The 18038-nt window shown below is 27.4% G+C and carries 18 protein-coding genes; all 18 read right to left on the bottom strand.

All coding sequences use genetic code 11. The annotated features are described in order from the left end of the window. Position 1: 1 nt before the first annotated feature. The gene (pstC, locus tag ABDZ60_RS06425) at positions 2 to 889 is read right to left on the bottom strand and encodes a phosphate ABC transporter permease subunit PstC (RefSeq protein ID WP_016206439.1); all 888 of its coding nucleotides are present in this window, start codon (positions 887 to 889) and stop codon (positions 2 to 4) included. Between the two features lie 60 nt (positions 890 to 949). After that, positions 950 to 1804 (bottom strand): phosphate ABC transporter substrate-binding protein, encoded by an 855-nt coding sequence (locus ABDZ60_RS06420; RefSeq protein WP_016206440.1) that lies wholly within the window; start codon positions 1802 to 1804, stop codon positions 950 to 952. A gap of 198 nt (positions 1805 to 2002) precedes the next feature. Next, on the bottom strand, positions 2003 to 3700 hold the full coding sequence (locus ABDZ60_RS06415) for a sensor histidine kinase (protein ID WP_343777024.1): 1698 nt from the start codon (positions 3698 to 3700) through the stop codon (positions 2003 to 2005). A 5-nt stretch (positions 3701 to 3705) separates the two neighbouring features. Then, positions 3706 to 4404 (bottom strand): winged helix-turn-helix domain-containing protein, encoded by a 699-nt coding sequence (locus ABDZ60_RS06410; protein ID WP_047000585.1) that lies wholly within the window; start codon positions 4402 to 4404, stop codon positions 3706 to 3708. A 12-nt stretch (positions 4405 to 4416) separates the two neighbouring features. Further along, positions 4417 to 5154, bottom strand: a complete 738-nt coding sequence (pgeF, locus tag ABDZ60_RS06405) for a peptidoglycan editing factor PgeF (RefSeq protein WP_343777022.1) — start codon at positions 5152 to 5154, stop codon at positions 4417 to 4419. A 154-nt stretch (positions 5155 to 5308) separates the two neighbouring features. Continuing rightward, the gene (gene nrdR / locus ABDZ60_RS06400; RefSeq protein ID WP_047000583.1) at positions 5309 to 5764 is read right to left on the bottom strand and encodes a transcriptional regulator NrdR; all 456 of its coding nucleotides are present in this window, start codon (positions 5762 to 5764) and stop codon (positions 5309 to 5311) included. A gap of 83 nt (positions 5765 to 5847) precedes the next feature. Next, positions 5848 to 6165, bottom strand: coding sequence for a YlmC/YmxH family sporulation protein (locus ABDZ60_RS06395; protein WP_016206444.1), 318 nt, complete (start codon positions 6163 to 6165; stop codon positions 5848 to 5850). A gap of 96 nt (positions 6166 to 6261) precedes the next feature. Continuing rightward, positions 6262 to 7035, bottom strand: coding sequence for an RNA polymerase sporulation sigma factor SigG (sigG, locus tag ABDZ60_RS06390; RefSeq protein WP_047000582.1), 774 nt, complete (start codon positions 7033 to 7035; stop codon positions 6262 to 6264). An 81-nt stretch (positions 7036 to 7116) separates the two neighbouring features. Then, entirely contained in the window at positions 7117 to 7824 is a 708-nt protein-coding gene (gene sigE, locus ABDZ60_RS06385; protein ID WP_016206447.1) for an RNA polymerase sporulation sigma factor SigE, read from the bottom strand. A gap of 8 nt (positions 7825 to 7832) precedes the next feature. Beyond that, complete coding sequence (locus ABDZ60_RS06380) at positions 7833 to 8630, bottom strand: sigma-E processing peptidase SpoIIGA (RefSeq protein ID WP_343777018.1); 798 nt, start codon at positions 8628 to 8630, stop codon at positions 7833 to 7835. Positions 8631 to 8878: 248 nt separating this feature from the next. Beyond that, the gene (gene ftsZ / locus ABDZ60_RS06375) at positions 8879 to 10000 is read right to left on the bottom strand and encodes a cell division protein FtsZ (RefSeq protein ID WP_343777016.1); all 1122 of its coding nucleotides are present in this window, start codon (positions 9998 to 10000) and stop codon (positions 8879 to 8881) included. Positions 10001 to 10651: 651 nt separating this feature from the next. Then, the gene (locus ABDZ60_RS06370) at positions 10652 to 11707 is read right to left on the bottom strand and encodes a type IV pilus twitching motility protein PilT (protein ID WP_016206450.1); all 1056 of its coding nucleotides are present in this window, start codon (positions 11705 to 11707) and stop codon (positions 10652 to 10654) included. Between the two features lie 116 nt (positions 11708 to 11823). Continuing rightward, positions 11824 to 12519 carry an RNA polymerase sporulation sigma factor SigK gene (gene sigK, locus ABDZ60_RS06365; RefSeq protein ID WP_047000581.1) on the bottom strand — a complete coding sequence of 232 codons (696 nt, stop codon included), beginning with the start codon at positions 12517 to 12519 and terminating at the stop codon, positions 11824 to 11826. 211 nt (positions 12520 to 12730) lie between these two features. After that, the gene (locus ABDZ60_RS06360) at positions 12731 to 14299 is read right to left on the bottom strand and encodes a penicillin-binding transpeptidase domain-containing protein (protein WP_343777125.1); all 1569 of its coding nucleotides are present in this window, start codon (positions 14297 to 14299) and stop codon (positions 12731 to 12733) included. Positions 14300 to 14406: 107 nt separating this feature from the next. After that, entirely contained in the window at positions 14407 to 15024 is a 618-nt protein-coding gene (udk, locus tag ABDZ60_RS06355) for a uridine kinase (RefSeq protein ID WP_016206452.1), read from the bottom strand. A 21-nt stretch (positions 15025 to 15045) separates the two neighbouring features. Continuing rightward, complete coding sequence (locus ABDZ60_RS06350; RefSeq protein WP_047000580.1) at positions 15046 to 16281, bottom strand: peptidase U32 family protein; 1236 nt, start codon at positions 16279 to 16281, stop codon at positions 15046 to 15048. Positions 16282 to 16285: 4 nt separating this feature from the next. Beyond that, complete coding sequence (locus ABDZ60_RS06345) at positions 16286 to 16930, bottom strand: O-methyltransferase (RefSeq protein ID WP_343777012.1); 645 nt, start codon at positions 16928 to 16930, stop codon at positions 16286 to 16288. Positions 16931 to 16957: 27 nt separating this feature from the next. Then, complete coding sequence (mltG, locus tag ABDZ60_RS06340) at positions 16958 to 17965, bottom strand: endolytic transglycosylase MltG (RefSeq protein WP_016206454.1); 1008 nt, start codon at positions 17963 to 17965, stop codon at positions 16958 to 16960. Between the last annotated feature and the right edge of the window lie 73 nt (positions 17966 to 18038).

Here is an 18038-nt window from a genome sequence, read left to right as displayed (position 1 = left end):
TCTATTTACCTTCCTTATTAGAAAGTTTACTTAATATTAAATTTAATAATAATATAAATAAAAATAATATAACTCCTGTTGCAAATAACATTTCTTGATGTGTTCCAAATGCATAACCCATTTCTAAGGCAATATTAGTTGTTAAAGGTCTTACAGAATCCATTATAGATTTTGGAATTATAGCCGAGTTTCCTGCTACTAATATTATTGCCATAGTTTCACCAATTGCTCTTCCTATTCCAAGAACAACTGCTGCTAAAATACCAGACCTTGCAGCTGGAACAACAACTTTAAAAGTTGTTTCTATATGTGATGCACCAAGTGCTAATGATCCCTCTTTATATGATTTAGGAACTGACCTAATTGCAGTTTCCGAAACTGTTATTATAGTTGGTAACATCATAACTGATAAAACAATTATAATTGCTAAAAGACTTTGGCCCTTTGGAAGATTAAAAGTATTCATAATCCATGGCACTACTACTGCTAATCCAAATACTCCATATAAAACCGATGGAATTCCTGCTAAAAGTTCAACTGCTCCTGATATTATCTTACCTACTTTTTTGGGTGCGATCTCTGCTATAAATATAGCTGTTAGTATTCCAATAGGTACTCCTATAACAAGTGATCCCAATGTTCCAAATATAGATGCAAGTACCATCGGTAAGACTCCAAACTTATCTGAACCTGGTACCCATACTGATCCAAATATAAAATTCTTAAATGAATATCCCTTACTTATAAAAGGATTTAACCCTTTAAAAAACACAAATCCTATAATTAACAATAAACTTATTACTGCAATAAGAGCACTTCCAAAAAATATCGCTTTTGATACATTTTCTATTACATACTTGCTATTGTTATTTTTTTTTACGTTTAACATGATTACCCTCTCCTATGAAAGTAAGAATGCCCAATAATGAGCATTCTTAATAACTCAAAGTTATTTAACTGGAATTAACTTATTTTCTTTAACTATTGTTTGACCTACATCACTTAAGATAAAATCAATTAATTTTTGACCATTATCTGTTAACTTTCCTTCCTTTGTTGCTAATAAAAACGGCCTAGATATTTTATATTCTCCTGATTTCACTAAATCTGCTTTCGGCTCTATATTTTCAACATTCACAATATTTACTTTATCATCTAAGTATTCAAAAGAGACAAATCCTATTGCATTTTCATTTCCTGCTACTGTTTCTTTTAAACCACCATTACCATTAGAAATCATTGCATCTGCTTTTAATTCTTCTGATTTGTATCCAACTATTTCTTGGAAAGCATCTCTTGTTCCTGATCCTTCTTCTCTTGAGGCAACAACTATAGGTGCATCCTTTCCACCCTCAATTTCTTTCCAGTTAGTTATCTTCCCTGTATATATTCCTTTTATTTGCTCTAATGTTATATTTTTAATTACGTTATTCTTATTTGTTATTATTGCTATACCATCATATGCTATAATTGTTGGTTTTACTTCTTTTTCTTCTTCTGATTTTAATTCTCTTGAAGACATTCCTATTTCTGATACTCCGTTTATAGCATCTTTAATCCCAGCTGAAGATCCTACTTGATTTATTTCTATAGATACATTGTTATTGTCTATTTCATACTTCTCTGCAATTTTTTCCATTAATGGTCCAACTGACGTTGAGCCTGAAACTGATATTGTTACTGACTTTTCTGAAGAGTTATTATTTGTATTTGAGTCTCCTTCTTTTCCACATCCCATAAATACTCCTGATGCCATAGAAACTAATAAAGCTGTACATATTATCTTTAAACTTTTTCTTTTCATAAATTTCCCCTCCAAATTAATAATTTAAATTTATTATTTTTTATTAATTTTCCTTACATATTTATATTAGTCCCTAAAAGTTAAGTAAATATTAGCTTAATGTTAAGAAAAGTTATGAAATTGTTAAATGAAATTTAAACAAGCTTATTTTAATGTATAAAAAAAGAAAAGACTTACAACATCTTTTCTTTTTTATATTTAATCATTCAATTTTATAGGTCTTCTTAACCTAATTGTAAATTTAGTTCCTTTATTTAATGTAGAATTAACAAAAATTTCTCCATTAAACATTTTAACTATATGCTTGACTATAGCTAATCCTAACCCCGTACCGCCTTTTGCTCTTGATTTATCAACTCTATAAAATCTTTCAAATATTCTTGGTAAATCCTCTTTTGGTATTCCTATTCCATTATCTTCTACTTCTATGTATGTATAATCATTTACATTATAAATTTTTATCTTTATATTTGTTTCATTATTTGAGTATTTAATAGCATTCTCCACTAGATTTAATATCATTTGGAAAAATTTATCCCTATCTCCAATTAAATTCTTAGTTGCCTTATTTATAAATTCTATTTCTATATTTTTATTATTCATTTGAGGAGTAACCATATTTATTACATCTTCTATAACTTCTTTTGGATTAAATGTTTCTTCCTTCATTCTATGATTGTTTTCAATATTAGAAAGAATTAAAATATCATTTATTAAATTTGTTAATCTTTCTGCTTCTTTGTCTATTATATCCAAAAATTTATTTTTAGTATCTATATCTTCAACAAATTTTAAAGTTTCTGCAAAACCTTTTATTGAAGTTAATGGAGTTTTTAGTTCGTGAGAAACATTAGCTACAAACTGACTCCTAATATTCTCTAATCTTTTAATATCTGTTATATCTAATACTGTTATAACTACACCTATTGGTATTTTTTTATCATTTATTATCGGTGCCTTTTTAATTCTCAGCTCCCTTGGTATAGGATGTATTAATTTTATTTCCTTCATTTCTATAAACGGTACATTTTTCATAAATGTTAGTATATCATAATCTATTATATACTCCGATATCTTTTCTCCTATAATATCCTTTTTTATTCCAAATAAATTTTTAGCATATGGATTTATTAAAATTACGTTTTGTTTATTATCTACTGCTATTACTCCACTTTCCATACTTTCTAAAATAGCTTCTAATTTATTTCGTTTATCTAGAGAATCACTTATTTTAGCTTGAAGTTGATCTGCCATATTATTAAAAGTACTTGCTAATGATCCAATTTCATCATTTGTAAATATACTTACCCTTCTTCCATAATCACCATTAGCAATTTTATTAGTTACTATTTCTAGTTCTTTAACTGGATAAATTACAGCTCTTACTAATTTTAATGATAGCCCTAAAGATAATAAAATTACAAATACTATTACAATAGAATAGTACTTAATATAATCTTCAGAAAATAACTTTATTGTATATAATGAAACTGAAGATCTTATTATTGTATTATCATCAATTCTCGTTGCATAATAAATTACATTTGTATTTTCTGTATTACTATATCTTGTTGAAGAAGCTTCTCCATTTTTAAATGCTCCTATTACTTCTTCTCTATTTAAATGATTTTCAAGATTTTTATTATCCGTATCTTTTACTACAGTTCCTTCCTTATCTACAAAAGTGAATCTTACTTTTGAATTGTTTATAGTAAAGTTCTTTAAATTATTCTCATCAAAGTTATTTGATTTTATAACCAAATTATTATAAACAGCTAGAATCTCTTTAGTTCTATCTATTTCTTTAAAGTTTACTAGTGCTATAAAAGAGCAAGTCACAATAATTAAAGCAAAAATTACAGTTATCAATGATGATGCTAATATTCTTTTTCTCATAATTCTTAGTTATTAGGATTAAATCTATACCCTACTCCCCTTATAGTTTCTATTAGTTTTGGATTTTTATCATCTTCTTCTACCTTTTTTCTTAGATATCTTATGTGCACATCTACTGTTCTTGTTTCTCCAACATATTCATATCCCCAAATTTTATCTAGAAGAGTTTCTCTTGTTAATATTTTCCCTCTATTCTTAACCAATATTTCTAACAACTCAAATTCTTTTAATGTTAAATCTATTTTTTTATCAAATATAAAGACATCTCTTCTATCAAAATTTATTAAAATTCCATTTGATTTATATACTTCTTCACTTCCTTCTACCGATTTTATTCTTCTTAAGACAGCCTTTATTCTCGCTAATAATTCTCTTATTGAAAATGGCTTTGTAATATAATCGTCAGCACCAAGCTCTAACCCTAGTATTTTATCTAATTCTTCACCCTTTGCAGTTAACATTATAACTGAGATATCTTTGGTTTCATTGTCATTTCTAATTGATTTACATACGTCAAATCCATCTAATCCTGGAATCATTAAATCAAGTAGCATAAGATTTGGTTTTTCTTCCCTAGCGATTCTTATAGCGTCTATTCCATTATTGGCAGTTATAACCTTATACCCTGAATTTGTCAAATTATAGCTTATAAGCTCTACTATATGATCTTCGTCATCTACAACTAATATTTTTTCTTTTGACATTAATATCCCTCCCTACTTTATAAAAGTAAATGAAAATAATCTTCCATAAGTACCTTCTGATTTTCTATATGAATATAATTTTGTATCTCTTTCGCAATGAGTGCATAAATTAAGTGAATATATATTGTCTTCATTAATTCCAAACTTTCTTATATCATTTAATATACATTCTTGCATACTTAATTTTCTTCCATCAAATAGTTTATATTCATCAATCTTTGTCTTTAAAAGAAATTTTTCTTTTAATTCTTCAGAAACTTCATAACAGCATTTTCTTATATGTGGTCCTATAAATACTTTTGTTTCATTTTTATTTATATTGAACCCCTCTTCAATTTTTGATAATGTTTTTAAAACTATTGAATTATATGTTCCTTTCCAACCACTATGAATAGCCGCTATAACATTACTTTTTTCATCAGCTATAATAATTGGAACACAATCTGCTGTAAACACTCCAATTGCTACATTTAATTCATTCGTAATTAAGGAATCCCCTTCTTCTTCTTTAATATTTGTATAACTTTCATCATATATATAAGCTTTATCACTATGAATTTGGTTAAGATAAATAACATCTTGTAAGCTGAATTCATTTTTTATACTATTTAAATTATCTATTCCATAACTGGTATTTCTATTAAAACTTCTATCTTTTTCAGCTGTTGAAAATGCTAAAGTTATTTTTCCAAGATTATAAGTCAAAAAGTCTTTTCTTTTCTCAAAATCACATATAGATAAGTTAACCATATAGTCACCTCTTTACTTCATTTTAATACATTTTACCATTTATTAATTATATTTTCTATTTCTTTTGCTAACCAAACTTATATTTTAACTTACTTTTAACTAAAAAAATTAACTTAAAATAGAAAATGAAGAATTCCTATTTTAAGTTAATTTTTTATTTTGTAGAAACTAAACTTTTTATTTCTTCTAAAAAAGTGTTTATATCTTTAAATTGTCTATAAACGGATGCAAATCTCACATAAGATATTTCATCTATTTCTTTAAGTCTTTCCATAACCATTTCGCCTATACTTTTAGACTCTACCTCAGTTATCATCTTATTAGAAATAGCTTTTTCTATATCCTCGGCTAATTCTTCAATTTGTTTCCTTGATATAGGTCTTTTTTGACAAGCTATTATAAGTCCATTTACTATTTTTTCTTTATTAAAATTCTCTCTCGTTGAATCTCTTTTAATAACTAGTATTGGAATATCTTCAACTTTTTCATACGTTGTATATCTTTTATTACATCGTAAGCATTCTCTTCTTCTTCTAATAGTAGTATTATCATCTGTTGATCTTGAATCTACTACTTTACTTTCTTCAAATGAGCAAAAGGGACATCTCATCTTCTTATTCACGCCTTTCCTAAGTATTATCTTAAGTATATATAGATTATACAGATTTTTTTTTACTATTACTAGATGTTATTTTATAAATTAAATTTATCTATATCTGTACTATCAACTAATATGACCTCTATTCCTGCTTTTTTAACTTTGCTCCATGGTATTTCTAAATCTTCTTCTTTACTGAACCAGCCTTTAGCAGTCCCTGGTAATATAATAGATATTACCTTACTTTCTGAAATATCTATAACAAAATCTTTAATATATCCCATCTTTGATCCTGTTTTAATATCTATTACTTCCATAGTTCTAAGCGCATTTAATGAGTGTAATAAAAAGTCTTCTTCTTCCATTTGTGAATATTCTTCATTTTCAATTTTCATACCATCAAATAATCCCATAAAATATCCTCCCTTAATAAGTTATAACTATTTTAATATTTATATTATAGCTTGTACATTGTGTAGCTATTTTAAAAGAGCTCTTATAAAAGAGCTCTATACATATTTCCTCATATGTTTTAAAGCGGTTTTTTCTAATCTTGATACTTGTGCTTGAGATATTCCTATTTCATCTGCAACTTCCATTTGAGTTCTTCCATTAAAAAACCTTAAGGTTAATATTAATTTTTCTCTATCATTTAATTTTTTCATTGCTTCTTTAATAGATATGTTTTCAAGCCAATTTTCATCACTATTTTTAGAATCGCTTATTTGATCCATAACATATATTGCATCCCCACTATCATGATATATTGGTTCAAATAATGATACTGGATCTTGAATAGCATCTAATGCAAATACTACTTCTTCTCTTGGCAAATTAAGTTCTTTCGCTATTTGTGATACTGTTGGTTCTTTATTATTATCTTTTACCAACCTATCTCTAACTAATAACGCCTTATAAGCTATATCTCTTAAAGATCTACTTACCCTTATTGAATTATTGTCTCTTAAATATCTTCTTATTTCACCTATTATCATCGGTACTGCATAAGTTGAAAATTTAACATTTTGACCTAAATCAAAATTATCTATAGCTTTCATTAATCCTATGCATCCAACCTGAAATAGATCATCAACATTTTCACCTCTATTATTAAATCTTTGTATAACACTTAAAACTAATCTTAAATTGCCCTTAATAAATATTTCTCTAGCGCTTTTATCCCCATCTCTCATTCTTAAAAGTAATTCTCTCTTTTCTTTTTCTTTTAAGATAGCTAGTTTGGATGTATTTACTCCACATATTTCTACTTTATTAATAATCAAGCTCATCAACCCCTTCAGAAGTAATAACATACTGCATTAAAAAGTATCTCCGAGAGTGATGTGTTTTATACTAAAGACAACCTAAATCATTTTATTGATTTCTTTTTTTAATCTATTTATTATTTTTTTTTCTAATCTTGAAATATACGATTGTGATATTCCAAGCATATCTGCTACTTCTTTTTGTGTTTTTTCTCTAGTTCCATTTAAACCAAATCGTAATTTCACAATTTCCTTTTCCCTATCATTTAGATTTTTTAAAGCTAGAAATAATAACTGTCTATCTACTTCATCTTCGATTAAGTTATAAACAGTATCATTTTCTGTTCCTAATATATCAGATAATAAGAGTTCATTACCATCCCAATCTATATTTAACGGTTCATAAAATGATATTTCTGCTTTTACCTTACTATTTCTTCTTAAATACATTAATATTTCATTTTCAATACATCTTGAAGCATATGTCGCCAATTTTATTTTCTTTTCAGGATTAAATGTATTTACAGCTTTTATTAATCCAATAGTCCCAACAGAAATTAAATCTTCTACGCATACTCCTGTATTTTCAAACTTCCTTGCTATATAAACAACTAATCTTAAGTTTCTTTCAATTAAAATATCCCTTATTGATTCATCTCCATGTATAAGCTTTTCAACAAGTTCTTCTTCCTCTTCTTTCTTTAATGGTGGAGGAAGAGCATCATTCCCTCCTACATAATGAACCTCTGGTTTGAAAATTTTTAATTTTTGTAAAATCCTATTTATTAATATTTTTAAACTCATCATATTCTCACCTATATTACTCCTCTTGATAATAATGCATTAAACTCATTTTCTTTACTTAATTTATTTTTACAACTGCAAATTATAACCTCTACAGTTTTCCATTCTTTACCTTCCCCTTTTATTCTCACCTTTTCGCTTTTGAATCCCTTTAAATTTCCTTCTTCCCCTATTGTGCTATATGGAATGTAAAATAATTCATTACTTGGTACTTTTAATCCACTTAAAAGATCATTTTCTATTATTATACATGGTAGATTAGTTACTGGTTCCCTTAAGGCATTTCCTGTATCTAGTAGCCCTTTAATAGACAAAGTATTTTTTTCATCAAAAATTTCTATCTCGTATATAAAGTTTTTTATTAGTGCTCTTTCTCTTAAGTAATCTGTTATCCTAACCACAACTATATATAGTACCATTATTGAAATTAGTAAATATTTTATAGAATAATTATTAATTTCAAAAGATTTGAATATACTGTATTGGTTGTCCATTATTGAAAAAGCAAAACAAAATCCACATAATGTAAATGATATTATAATAAATGTTACCGAAGATTTTATTAAGTTTTGTAATTTAAAACTTTTTGTAGATATTAAATTCATTAGTAATACTACCAAAAGCTTAATTGGCAGAGAAGTTAAAATACTGCTTTGTAAAAATAGAACTACTGTATAAAACGCTCCTACAATAGCTGCAAAGTAAATAGATTTACCATACTTGTACCTAAGAACCTTCATAGTAACTAATAGTAGAAATAAGTTTACAAAAAAATTTTCTATTATAAGTATATCTATGTAAACTACCATATTTTTCTCCCCCTTTGTACTTAAATTATAAACTGTTAGCTTTCAAAATTTTGTCATAAAAACTCTTTGTAAAATATATTTTCATCTCTTATTTATTACATATAATTACAGTTATTTAACTATTTAAATAAAAACTAACAAAGAAAACTATAATTATTAATATATATATTCGAATAAAAAAAGAAGATGTTAAAAACATCTCCTTTTTTAAAAGTAAACTTTTAAATTATAATATAAATCATTTTGAACTATCTTCTTGATCTTAAAAAGCTTGGAATATTTACGCTATCAGTCTCAATATCTAAAAGAGGATCTACCTTCTTAGTTGGTTCTGATATATCCGCTTCAACTTTTATTGGTTGTTCTTTCACTGCTCTTTTTTCAAATATTGGTTCGTGATTTAATATTTTTTTATTGTCTTCCTCAAAACCTGTAGCTATAACAGTAATTCTTATTTCATCATTTAACGTTTCATCAATAACTGCACCAAATATTATATTTGCATCTGGATCTGCTGCTTCTCTAACTATATCTGCTGCTTCATATACTTCTATAGCTCCTAAATCAACTCCACCTGTAAAGTTAATAATAACTCCAGTAGCTCCATCTATTGATGTTTCTAGTAAAGGTGATGAAATTGCTTGTTTTACTGCATCCTGTGCTTTATTATCTCCTGTACCATGTCCAACTCCCATATGTGCAAGTCCTTTATTTAACATAACTGTTTCTATGTCTGCAAAGTCAGCATTAACTACTCCTGGGATTGTAATAAGGTCAGAAATCGCTTGTACACCTTGTCTTAAAACGTCATCTGCTAACTTAAATGAATCTAAAAGAGTTGTCTTCTTATCAGCCATACTTAATAATCTTTCATTTGGGATTATAACTAATGTATCTACTGCTTTCATGAGATTTTCAATACCCATTTCTGCATGTCTCATTCTTCTTTTCCCTTCAAATGGAAATGGCTTTGTAACTACCCCTACTGTTAGTATATTCATAGATTTAGCTATTTCTGCAACTACAGGTGCTGCACCAGTACCAGTTCCACCACCCATACCAGCGGTTATAAATACCATATTTGCACCTTTTATAGCTTCTGCTATTTCTTCTCTACTTTCTTCAGCCGCCTTCTTGCCAATCTCAGGATTAGCTCCAGCTCCAAGACCCTTTGTTAACTTTTCTCCAATTTGAATTTTAACATTAGCATGGGATAGCATTAAAGCTTGTTTATCTGTATTAACGGCAATAAACTCAACGTTTTTTAGCCCTTCTGTAATCATTCTATTAACGGCATTTCCGCCGCCGCCTCCACAACCAATTACTTTAATATTGGTTAACTCTTGCATATCTACTTCGAAATCTAACAAAATAACTCCTCCTTTAGAAAATATCTACTAGTAATTTTTCTACTTTGTCTCTTCTCTTAACAATTTCATCTTCATTTAATAATTCATTTTTTACTTAAATAATATATTTTTATATATTAATTTTACATCATACTGTACCTTTTTAACAATACTTTAATAATGTAAATAACAAAGATTTTGCTATTTCATCACAATAAATATATATTTTTCAATATTTTTTTACATTTTTTTACTTATTTTGTTTCAAATTATTATTATAATTTGGGAACTAATATAAAATTTATTTGCTTTTATAAAAATACCCATAATTTTTATAATTAAATTTAATGAAATTCAATTATTATTTTATCATTTAAACTGAAATAACTCAACCTTTTAGTTTCTATTATAATAATTTTCAACTAAATCATATGTATTAATCTAAATAACACTCCCTTTATATTTTATAATATAAATATATCTTATTATTAATTATTAAATCTATTTAAAAAATATTTATAAATCTTATATTCAACAGAGATTTTAAATTTCCTCTCTTAACTTATATTATTTTATAAATTTTAATAAAAAAAAGAAAAGTTTTTTATTAAATAAGTTTTTATAATTTTTTAAAGAATAAAAAACAGAGATTAACTCTGTTTTTATTCTTTCTTATAGCATCATAATTCTTTTTATAGTTTCTCTATCAACTGAATATGTTAATGCAGTCTCTCCACTTATTATTCTTCTTTTATATAATTCTGCCAATGCCATATCCATAGTCTTCATACCATACTTCCCACCAGTTTGAATAGCTGATTCTATTTGATGTGTTTTACCTTCTCTAATTAGATTTTGTATTCCTGGAGTTGTGGTCATTATTTCTAAGGCTGCAACTCTACCGTTGTTATCTTCATTAGGTACTAATTGTTGTGATATAACACCTTGTAATACAGCTGCTAATTGTATTCTTATTTGTTGCTGTTGATGTGGTGGAAAAACATCTATTACTCTATCTATGGTTTTAGCAGCTCCTATTGTATGTAGTGTGGAGAATACTAAATGACCAGTTTCTGCCGCAGTTATCGCAATAGAAATAGTTTCAAGGTCTCTCATCTCCCCTACAAGTATAACATCCGGATCTTCTCTTAAAATAGCTTTTAGTGCACTTTGATAGCTATTGCTATCCTTTCCTATTTCTCTTTGATTGATTATACAATTATTATGCTTATGAAGATACTCTATAGGATCCTCTAATGTTATAATATGCGCTTCTCTTGTATTATTAATTTCATTTATCATTGCAGCTAACGTTGTGCTTTTCCCACTTCCAGTAGGTCCAGTAACTAGTACTAATCCTCTTTGCTTTTGGATTATATCCTTTATTACTTTAGGATGTTTTAATTCGTCTAAAGTAGGTATTTTTAATGCAATTACTCTTATTGCAATAGCATCACTATTTCTTTGCTTGAATACATTAACTCTAAATCTTCCTGTTCCTGATATAGAATAAGATGTATCCATTTCGCCTGTTTTATTATATAATTCAAAATTATCTCCTAATATTTCTTTTGCGAAATCTCTTAATGCATTTGGCATTAATTTTTCTGTTCCTAATTTTATTAATTTTCCATTAACCCTTATCGTTGGCGCTAATCCAACTGTTAAATGTAAATCCGATGCGCCTTTCTCTATTGTCTCATTTAATAAATCATTCAATACATACATTACTCTATATCCTCCATGTTGCTAAACTGTATACATTTTAACATATTCGATAAAACTTTTCATATTCCTTCTTTATATTGCATAATATTTCAACATGAAGCATATTTATATATTTTTTATTTGGATGATAGCTCTTTTTTTAATTTTTTTAAAGCTTTTTTCTCTATCCTTGAAACATACGATCTTGAAATTCCAAGTAATGCAGCTATTTCTCTTTGAGTCCTACATCTTCCATCTATAAGACCATATCTCATCTTCAATATTTCACCTTCTCTTTCACTTAATGAAACACCTATCTTATTATATAGTTGTTTTATTTGGAGATTACTTTCAACTTTTTCTAAAACAGAATCTTTTTCGCTACTTAAAACATCTATTAAACATATTTCATTTCCTTCCTTATCCATTCCAATTGGATCTTGTAAATAAACTTCATTTTTTTGTTTTTTATTGTTTCTAAAAAGCATTAATATTTCATTTTCTATACATCTTGATGCATAAGTAGCTAATCTAGTTCCCTTTGATGAGTCAAAAGAATCTATTGCTTTTATAAGTCCAACTGTTCCTATTGATATTAATTCATCTATATCTTTATTTGGAAAATTGTACTTTTTAACTATATGTGCTACTAATCTAAGATTTCTTTCTATTAAAATACTTTTTGCCTCTTTGTCTCCATTTTTTAAAAGTTTTAAATATTGCTCTTCTTCTTCTTCATCAAGTGGTTTTGGAAATGTATTATTGCCTGTTATGTATCCAGTTAAAAACACAGAATTACATAACAGCTCTATAATATTAGATAAAAAAAACACAGAACTTCCTCCTAGTAGTGCTTATTATATAATATGAAGAAATTCAAAAATATTGCTTGTGTTTTTTAAAATAAAGTTGGAATATTTTTATTAATATAACTAAAACTGTTTTATTTATATAACTTGATTTATCTATTATATTAAAAAGTGTTATAAATTATATAATCTATAACACTTTTATCTTCATAATCAATTTCACATTTATAGCATTCTATTTAACTAATTCAGTAACTATTTCTCTAAAGATAGGGGCTCCAGTATTTCCTCCACCAAGTTCTCTTCCATCAGGGTGCTTTTCCCCTATATTAGGTGCGATAACAACTATAGTATATTTCTTACCATCTTTTTCAAAATATCCTGCAAACCATCCATGATTCGTACCTCCATTACCTGTTGAAGTACCTGTTTTCCCACCAATATTAACGCCTTCTACCTTTGCTTCAAATCCAGAACCTTCCCATATTACTTTGGACATTGTCTCTTGAGCTATTTTAGCTGAAGTTTGACTAAATACTCTTATTTGTTCTTGAGAGAATTCTTTTACTATATTATCTTTATTATCTATTATAGCTTCAACTATTGAAGGTTTTACATAAATTCCATCATTAACCACTGTATTATATAATCCTGCCATTTGTACAGGAGTAACCATTATTGTTTGACCAATAGATATATTATTCATGCTATTTTCTATAGTTGGTTTTACTCCTGGAGCTTCATTTCTATTTTCTCCCTTTATATTTAATACACTTTGAAACATTCCCATTTTTTCTAGGTATTTCATCATTTCTTCATACCCAACTTTTGTTCCTACTTTAGCAAATACATCGTTGCATGATATCTTTAGTGCATCTTCTACAGACAAATATCCATGTGCATATGGCTTTCCATCTTTTTGACATATTTCTCCTGTACAAGCAAAAATATCATCATGGCTTATTAACCCTTTATCTAAAGCTATAGTTTCTGTTATAACTTTAAAAATTGATCCTGGTTCATATCCCAATTGTTCTATTCCTAAATTAACATTTGCTTGAGTTTCATCTTTTTGAACCATAGCTCTTATTTTCCCTGTTTCTGCTTCAGATACTACAACTCCTACATTTTTTAAGAAAGAATAACTTTCTTTTTTAAGTATTTCTCTTATTTTATCTTCCCATTCTTCATTTACTGTTAATTTTATATTATTATTTTCTTCTAAAGTTACTTCTCCATCTCCATATGTAGCCTTATCATCTAAATAAAATTTTGCTTGTGGATAACTATTTTCTTTTAAATAAGCATATAGATTTTCTTCTAAAGAATTTTCTATAACAGTATCTTCATTTATATTAGCTAAAAAATTACTTGTTTTCCAAGCTTCTTTTGTATCAACTTCATCATAAGTATAAGTATATATTCCCTTTATATTTTTTAATTTATTAACCTTATTATAAGTTTCTTCACTTACAGTATAATATATTTTACCATCATCCTTCATTATTTCTGAATAATTAAAATTCTTGTCCTCAGACTTCATTATAAAATTTAAAGCCATTAAATCTTCCAATGTCTCTTCATAATTATTCAGCATAAATGGTTTAGTATCTAATATAACAATATATTTTTTATTATAATCCATCATATCTTTTCCGTTAGTATCAAAGATTCTATACTTCATCTGAGATAAATTTTCAGATTGATAATTATTCATTTCTCCTGAAACTTTTGATGATGGATGTATTTGAAGAATATATAATCTTATTGATAATAAAGAAATAATCAGAAAGTAAATCCCCATTATTATTAACACTCTTTTTAAATCTATCTTATTTCTCCCTCTAATCAAAAAAACACCTCCCTAGGCTTAATTCTAGCCTAGGGAGGTGTTTTCTATACACTTTTTTTCTATTTTAATATATCTTTTATTTTAGTTACAAGTATATCTATTGCTACTTTATTTTGTCCACCTTCTGGAACTATAATGTCTGCATATCTCTTTGTTGGCTCTGTAAACTGCATATGCATAGGTCTTACAACATCTAAATATTGACTAATAACTGAATCTACAGTTCTGCCTCTTTCATTTATATCTCTTACTAATCTTCTTAAAATTCTTATATCTGCATCAGTATCAACATAAACTTTTATGTCTAACAATTCTCTAAGTCTTTCATCTTCTAACACCAATATACCTTCAACAATTATAATATCCTTTGGCTCAACTCTAACCGTTTCTTTAGCTCTATTATGATTTGAAAAATCATAAATAGGCTTATCAATAGCTATTCCATTAATTAAATCACTTAAGTGTTTAATTAATAAATCATTATCAAAAGCTCTTGGATGATCATAATTGGTTTTCACTCTTTCTTCCATAGATAAATAACTCTGATCTTTATAATACATATCTTGCTGTATCATTGCAATACATTCATTTGAAAAGCTTGAATAAATAGCATCTGCAATACTGCTTTTTCCCGATCCTGTTCCGCCAGTTATTCCAATTAAAATTGGCTTATTCATTATAGTTCCTCCTTCTTATGTCTACAGCTCTAAAACTTTTTTTCCTTTAATTAACATATCCTTTTCTTTTAAGGGAGTTTCAACCTTAACCTTAAATATCATATGTGCTCTATTTGCAACATCGGTTTTAACTTCCTTTTCTATATCAAACATTTCACTAAGTTTCACATTAAAATTAGGAGTATGAGCTCTTAAAACTTCAACTTTATCATCTTCAAACACTCTATTTTTTTGAAGAATTATTGCTTCCTTAGTGTCAGGATCATAGCTTTGAACTATTCCTACTATATCATAATCTCTTACATAAGAAGACACATCGTAATTTTGTTCTCCAGTTTTCCCCAGGAAAAATCCTGTATGATATTGTCTATGACTTATTTTTAATAATATATCCATCCATTCTTGCTTAAACTCATAATTTGCAGGATCTTCAAAATAAGAATCTATAGCTTCTCTATATGCTTTTACAGTAGATGCTACATAAAATTCACTTTTCATTCTACCTTCAATTTTAAGAGAATGAACTCCACTTTTCACAAGTTCAGGTATGTGTTTTATCATACATAAATCCTTTGAATTCATTATATATGTACCATTATCATCTTCTACTACCGGATAATATTCACCTGGTCTAGTTTCTTCTACTAAATAATATTTATATCTACATGCATTTGAGCATATTCCCTTATTTGCATCTCTTCCCAACATATAATTTGAAATAAGACATCTTCCTGAATATGCTATACACATTGAACCATGTATAAATACTTCTAATTCACAGCCTTCTGGAATATTTTCTTTTATACCATTGATTTCGTTAAATGTTAACTCTCTAGCTAAAACAACTCTTTTAACACCTTGCTCATACCAAAATTTAGTTGCCATCCAGTTAACTGTGTTAGCTTGAGTACTTAAATGAATTTCTAACTCTGGTGCCGCTATTTTAGCCGCCATTACTATGGACGGATCCGCAACTATAATTGCATCTACACCTAAATCATATAAACCTTTAATATATTCTTCTACACCTTTTAAATCATGATTCCTTGGAAATACATTCATAGTTACATATAACTTTTTTCCTCTTTCATGGCAGTACTTTATACCTTCAGCCATTTCTTCATTAGTGAAGTTGTCTGAAAATGCTCTTAGGTTAAGTCTTCCTCCACCTATATATACAGCATCTGCTCCAAAGTCTATTGCTATTTTTAATTTCTCTAGGCTACCTGCTGGTGCTAAAATCTCTGGTTTATTCATAAATTTACCTCCTTTTAGTCACTGCAATTCCATCCCCCATTGGTATTACAGAAGTAATTAAGTTTTCATCCTTAGATACTAACTCTAAATATTCTCTCATTCTTTTTACTATTGTTATCTTTCTTCTTTTCACTAATTCATCGCATGCAACCATACCCCTGAATAAAACATTATCCGCTACTATGATTCCATCATCCTTTAATAATCTTAAACAATGTGGTAAAAAATGATTATAATGACCTTTTCCTGCATCCATAAATATTAAATCATAAGATTCTATTAAATTTTCCAAAACTTCTAAACAATCCCCTTCTTTAATATCTATTTTTTCAGTAAGATTATATCTTTTAAAATTTTCTCTAGCATATTTTATCATATTTTCATCACGTTCTATAGTAGTAATACTTGGTTTTGTTCCCGAAGCTTCATACATTAAAATTGCTGAATATCCTATAGCTGTTCCTAATTCTAAAATTTTTAATGGTTTTTTCATACTAACTATAAACTCTAAAAATTTTGCAGTTTCTTTCTGAGCTATAGGCACTTTATTTTCTTTTGCAAAATCTTCTAATTCCTTATACTTATCATAAGCTTCTGGTATTAGATTTCTTATATAATCTTCCATGTAATCATGGGTTACTCCACTCATGTAAATCCTCCAAATATAAGTTTATTATTAATACCCAAGTTCCTTTAACTTATCCATAAAGTCAACATCACTATTAGTAAAATAATGAGTTTTATCATCTTGAAGTACGTAAAATAAATAATCTGTTTTTTCTGGTTTCAATGCAGCTTTAATAGATTCTAAGCCTGGATTAGATATAGGTCCTACAGGTAATCCATAGTTTTTATATGTATTATATGGAGAATCTGTTTCTAAATGCTTATCTAATACAGTAGTTACATGTTCTCCTAGTGCATAAATAACAGTAGCATCTATTTGTAGCATCATTCCATCATTTAATCTATTTTCTATAACTGATGAAATTAAAACTCTCTCTTCATCAATTCTCGCTTCTTTTTCTATCATAGACGCTATGCTTACAACGGTTTCTATATCTTCATTGGTAATACTAGTATTGGTCTCACTAAGTGCAATATCAAGTACTTCCTTAAATCTTGAAACCATCTTAGTGATTATTTCTTTTGGTGTTTCTCCAACTTTTATTAAATATGTATCCGGAAATAAGTATCCTTCTAAATTATATTTTTTTTCACTATTTATTCTAGCAAATTGTGGTAATTCATACTCTTTTATGGCATCAATAAAATCCTCTTTACTGCAAATACCTTCTTTTTCTAATTTTTCACTAATATCGTTTATTGTATAACCTTCAGGAACTGTAAATTTTACAGTGTTCAATGAAGATTCACTTGTTAACTTATTTATTAATTCGTTAACAGTTAAATCTTTTTCTAGGACATACTCACCTTGTTTAACTTCTATATTTTTTCTTGAAATCTTAACATATAGTTTTATAAAATGTACGCCTTTAATTTTATTCTCATTTGACAAAGCATTTATTATACTATAAAAGCTGTCTCCATCTTTAACATTTATAACTATGTCCTCTGTTGTGTCTAAAGGTTTATTTATTACTTTCTTAAATGAAACTAAAAAACTTATAACCAATACTAAAATTATTATTATGGGAATCATTTTCGACTTAAATTTTTTCATAAAAACCCCCTGGATATAAAGTAAATAGCCTATTTTAGGCTATTTACCTTATTATAATACTTTTTTTTTAACT

The sequence above is a fragment of the Clostridium sartagoforme genome (genome assembly GCF_039521405.1).
Lineage (GTDB): Bacteria > Bacillota > Clostridia > Clostridiales > Clostridiaceae > Clostridium > Clostridium sartagoforme.
This window is presented reverse-complemented; position numbering and strand designations above follow the sequence as displayed.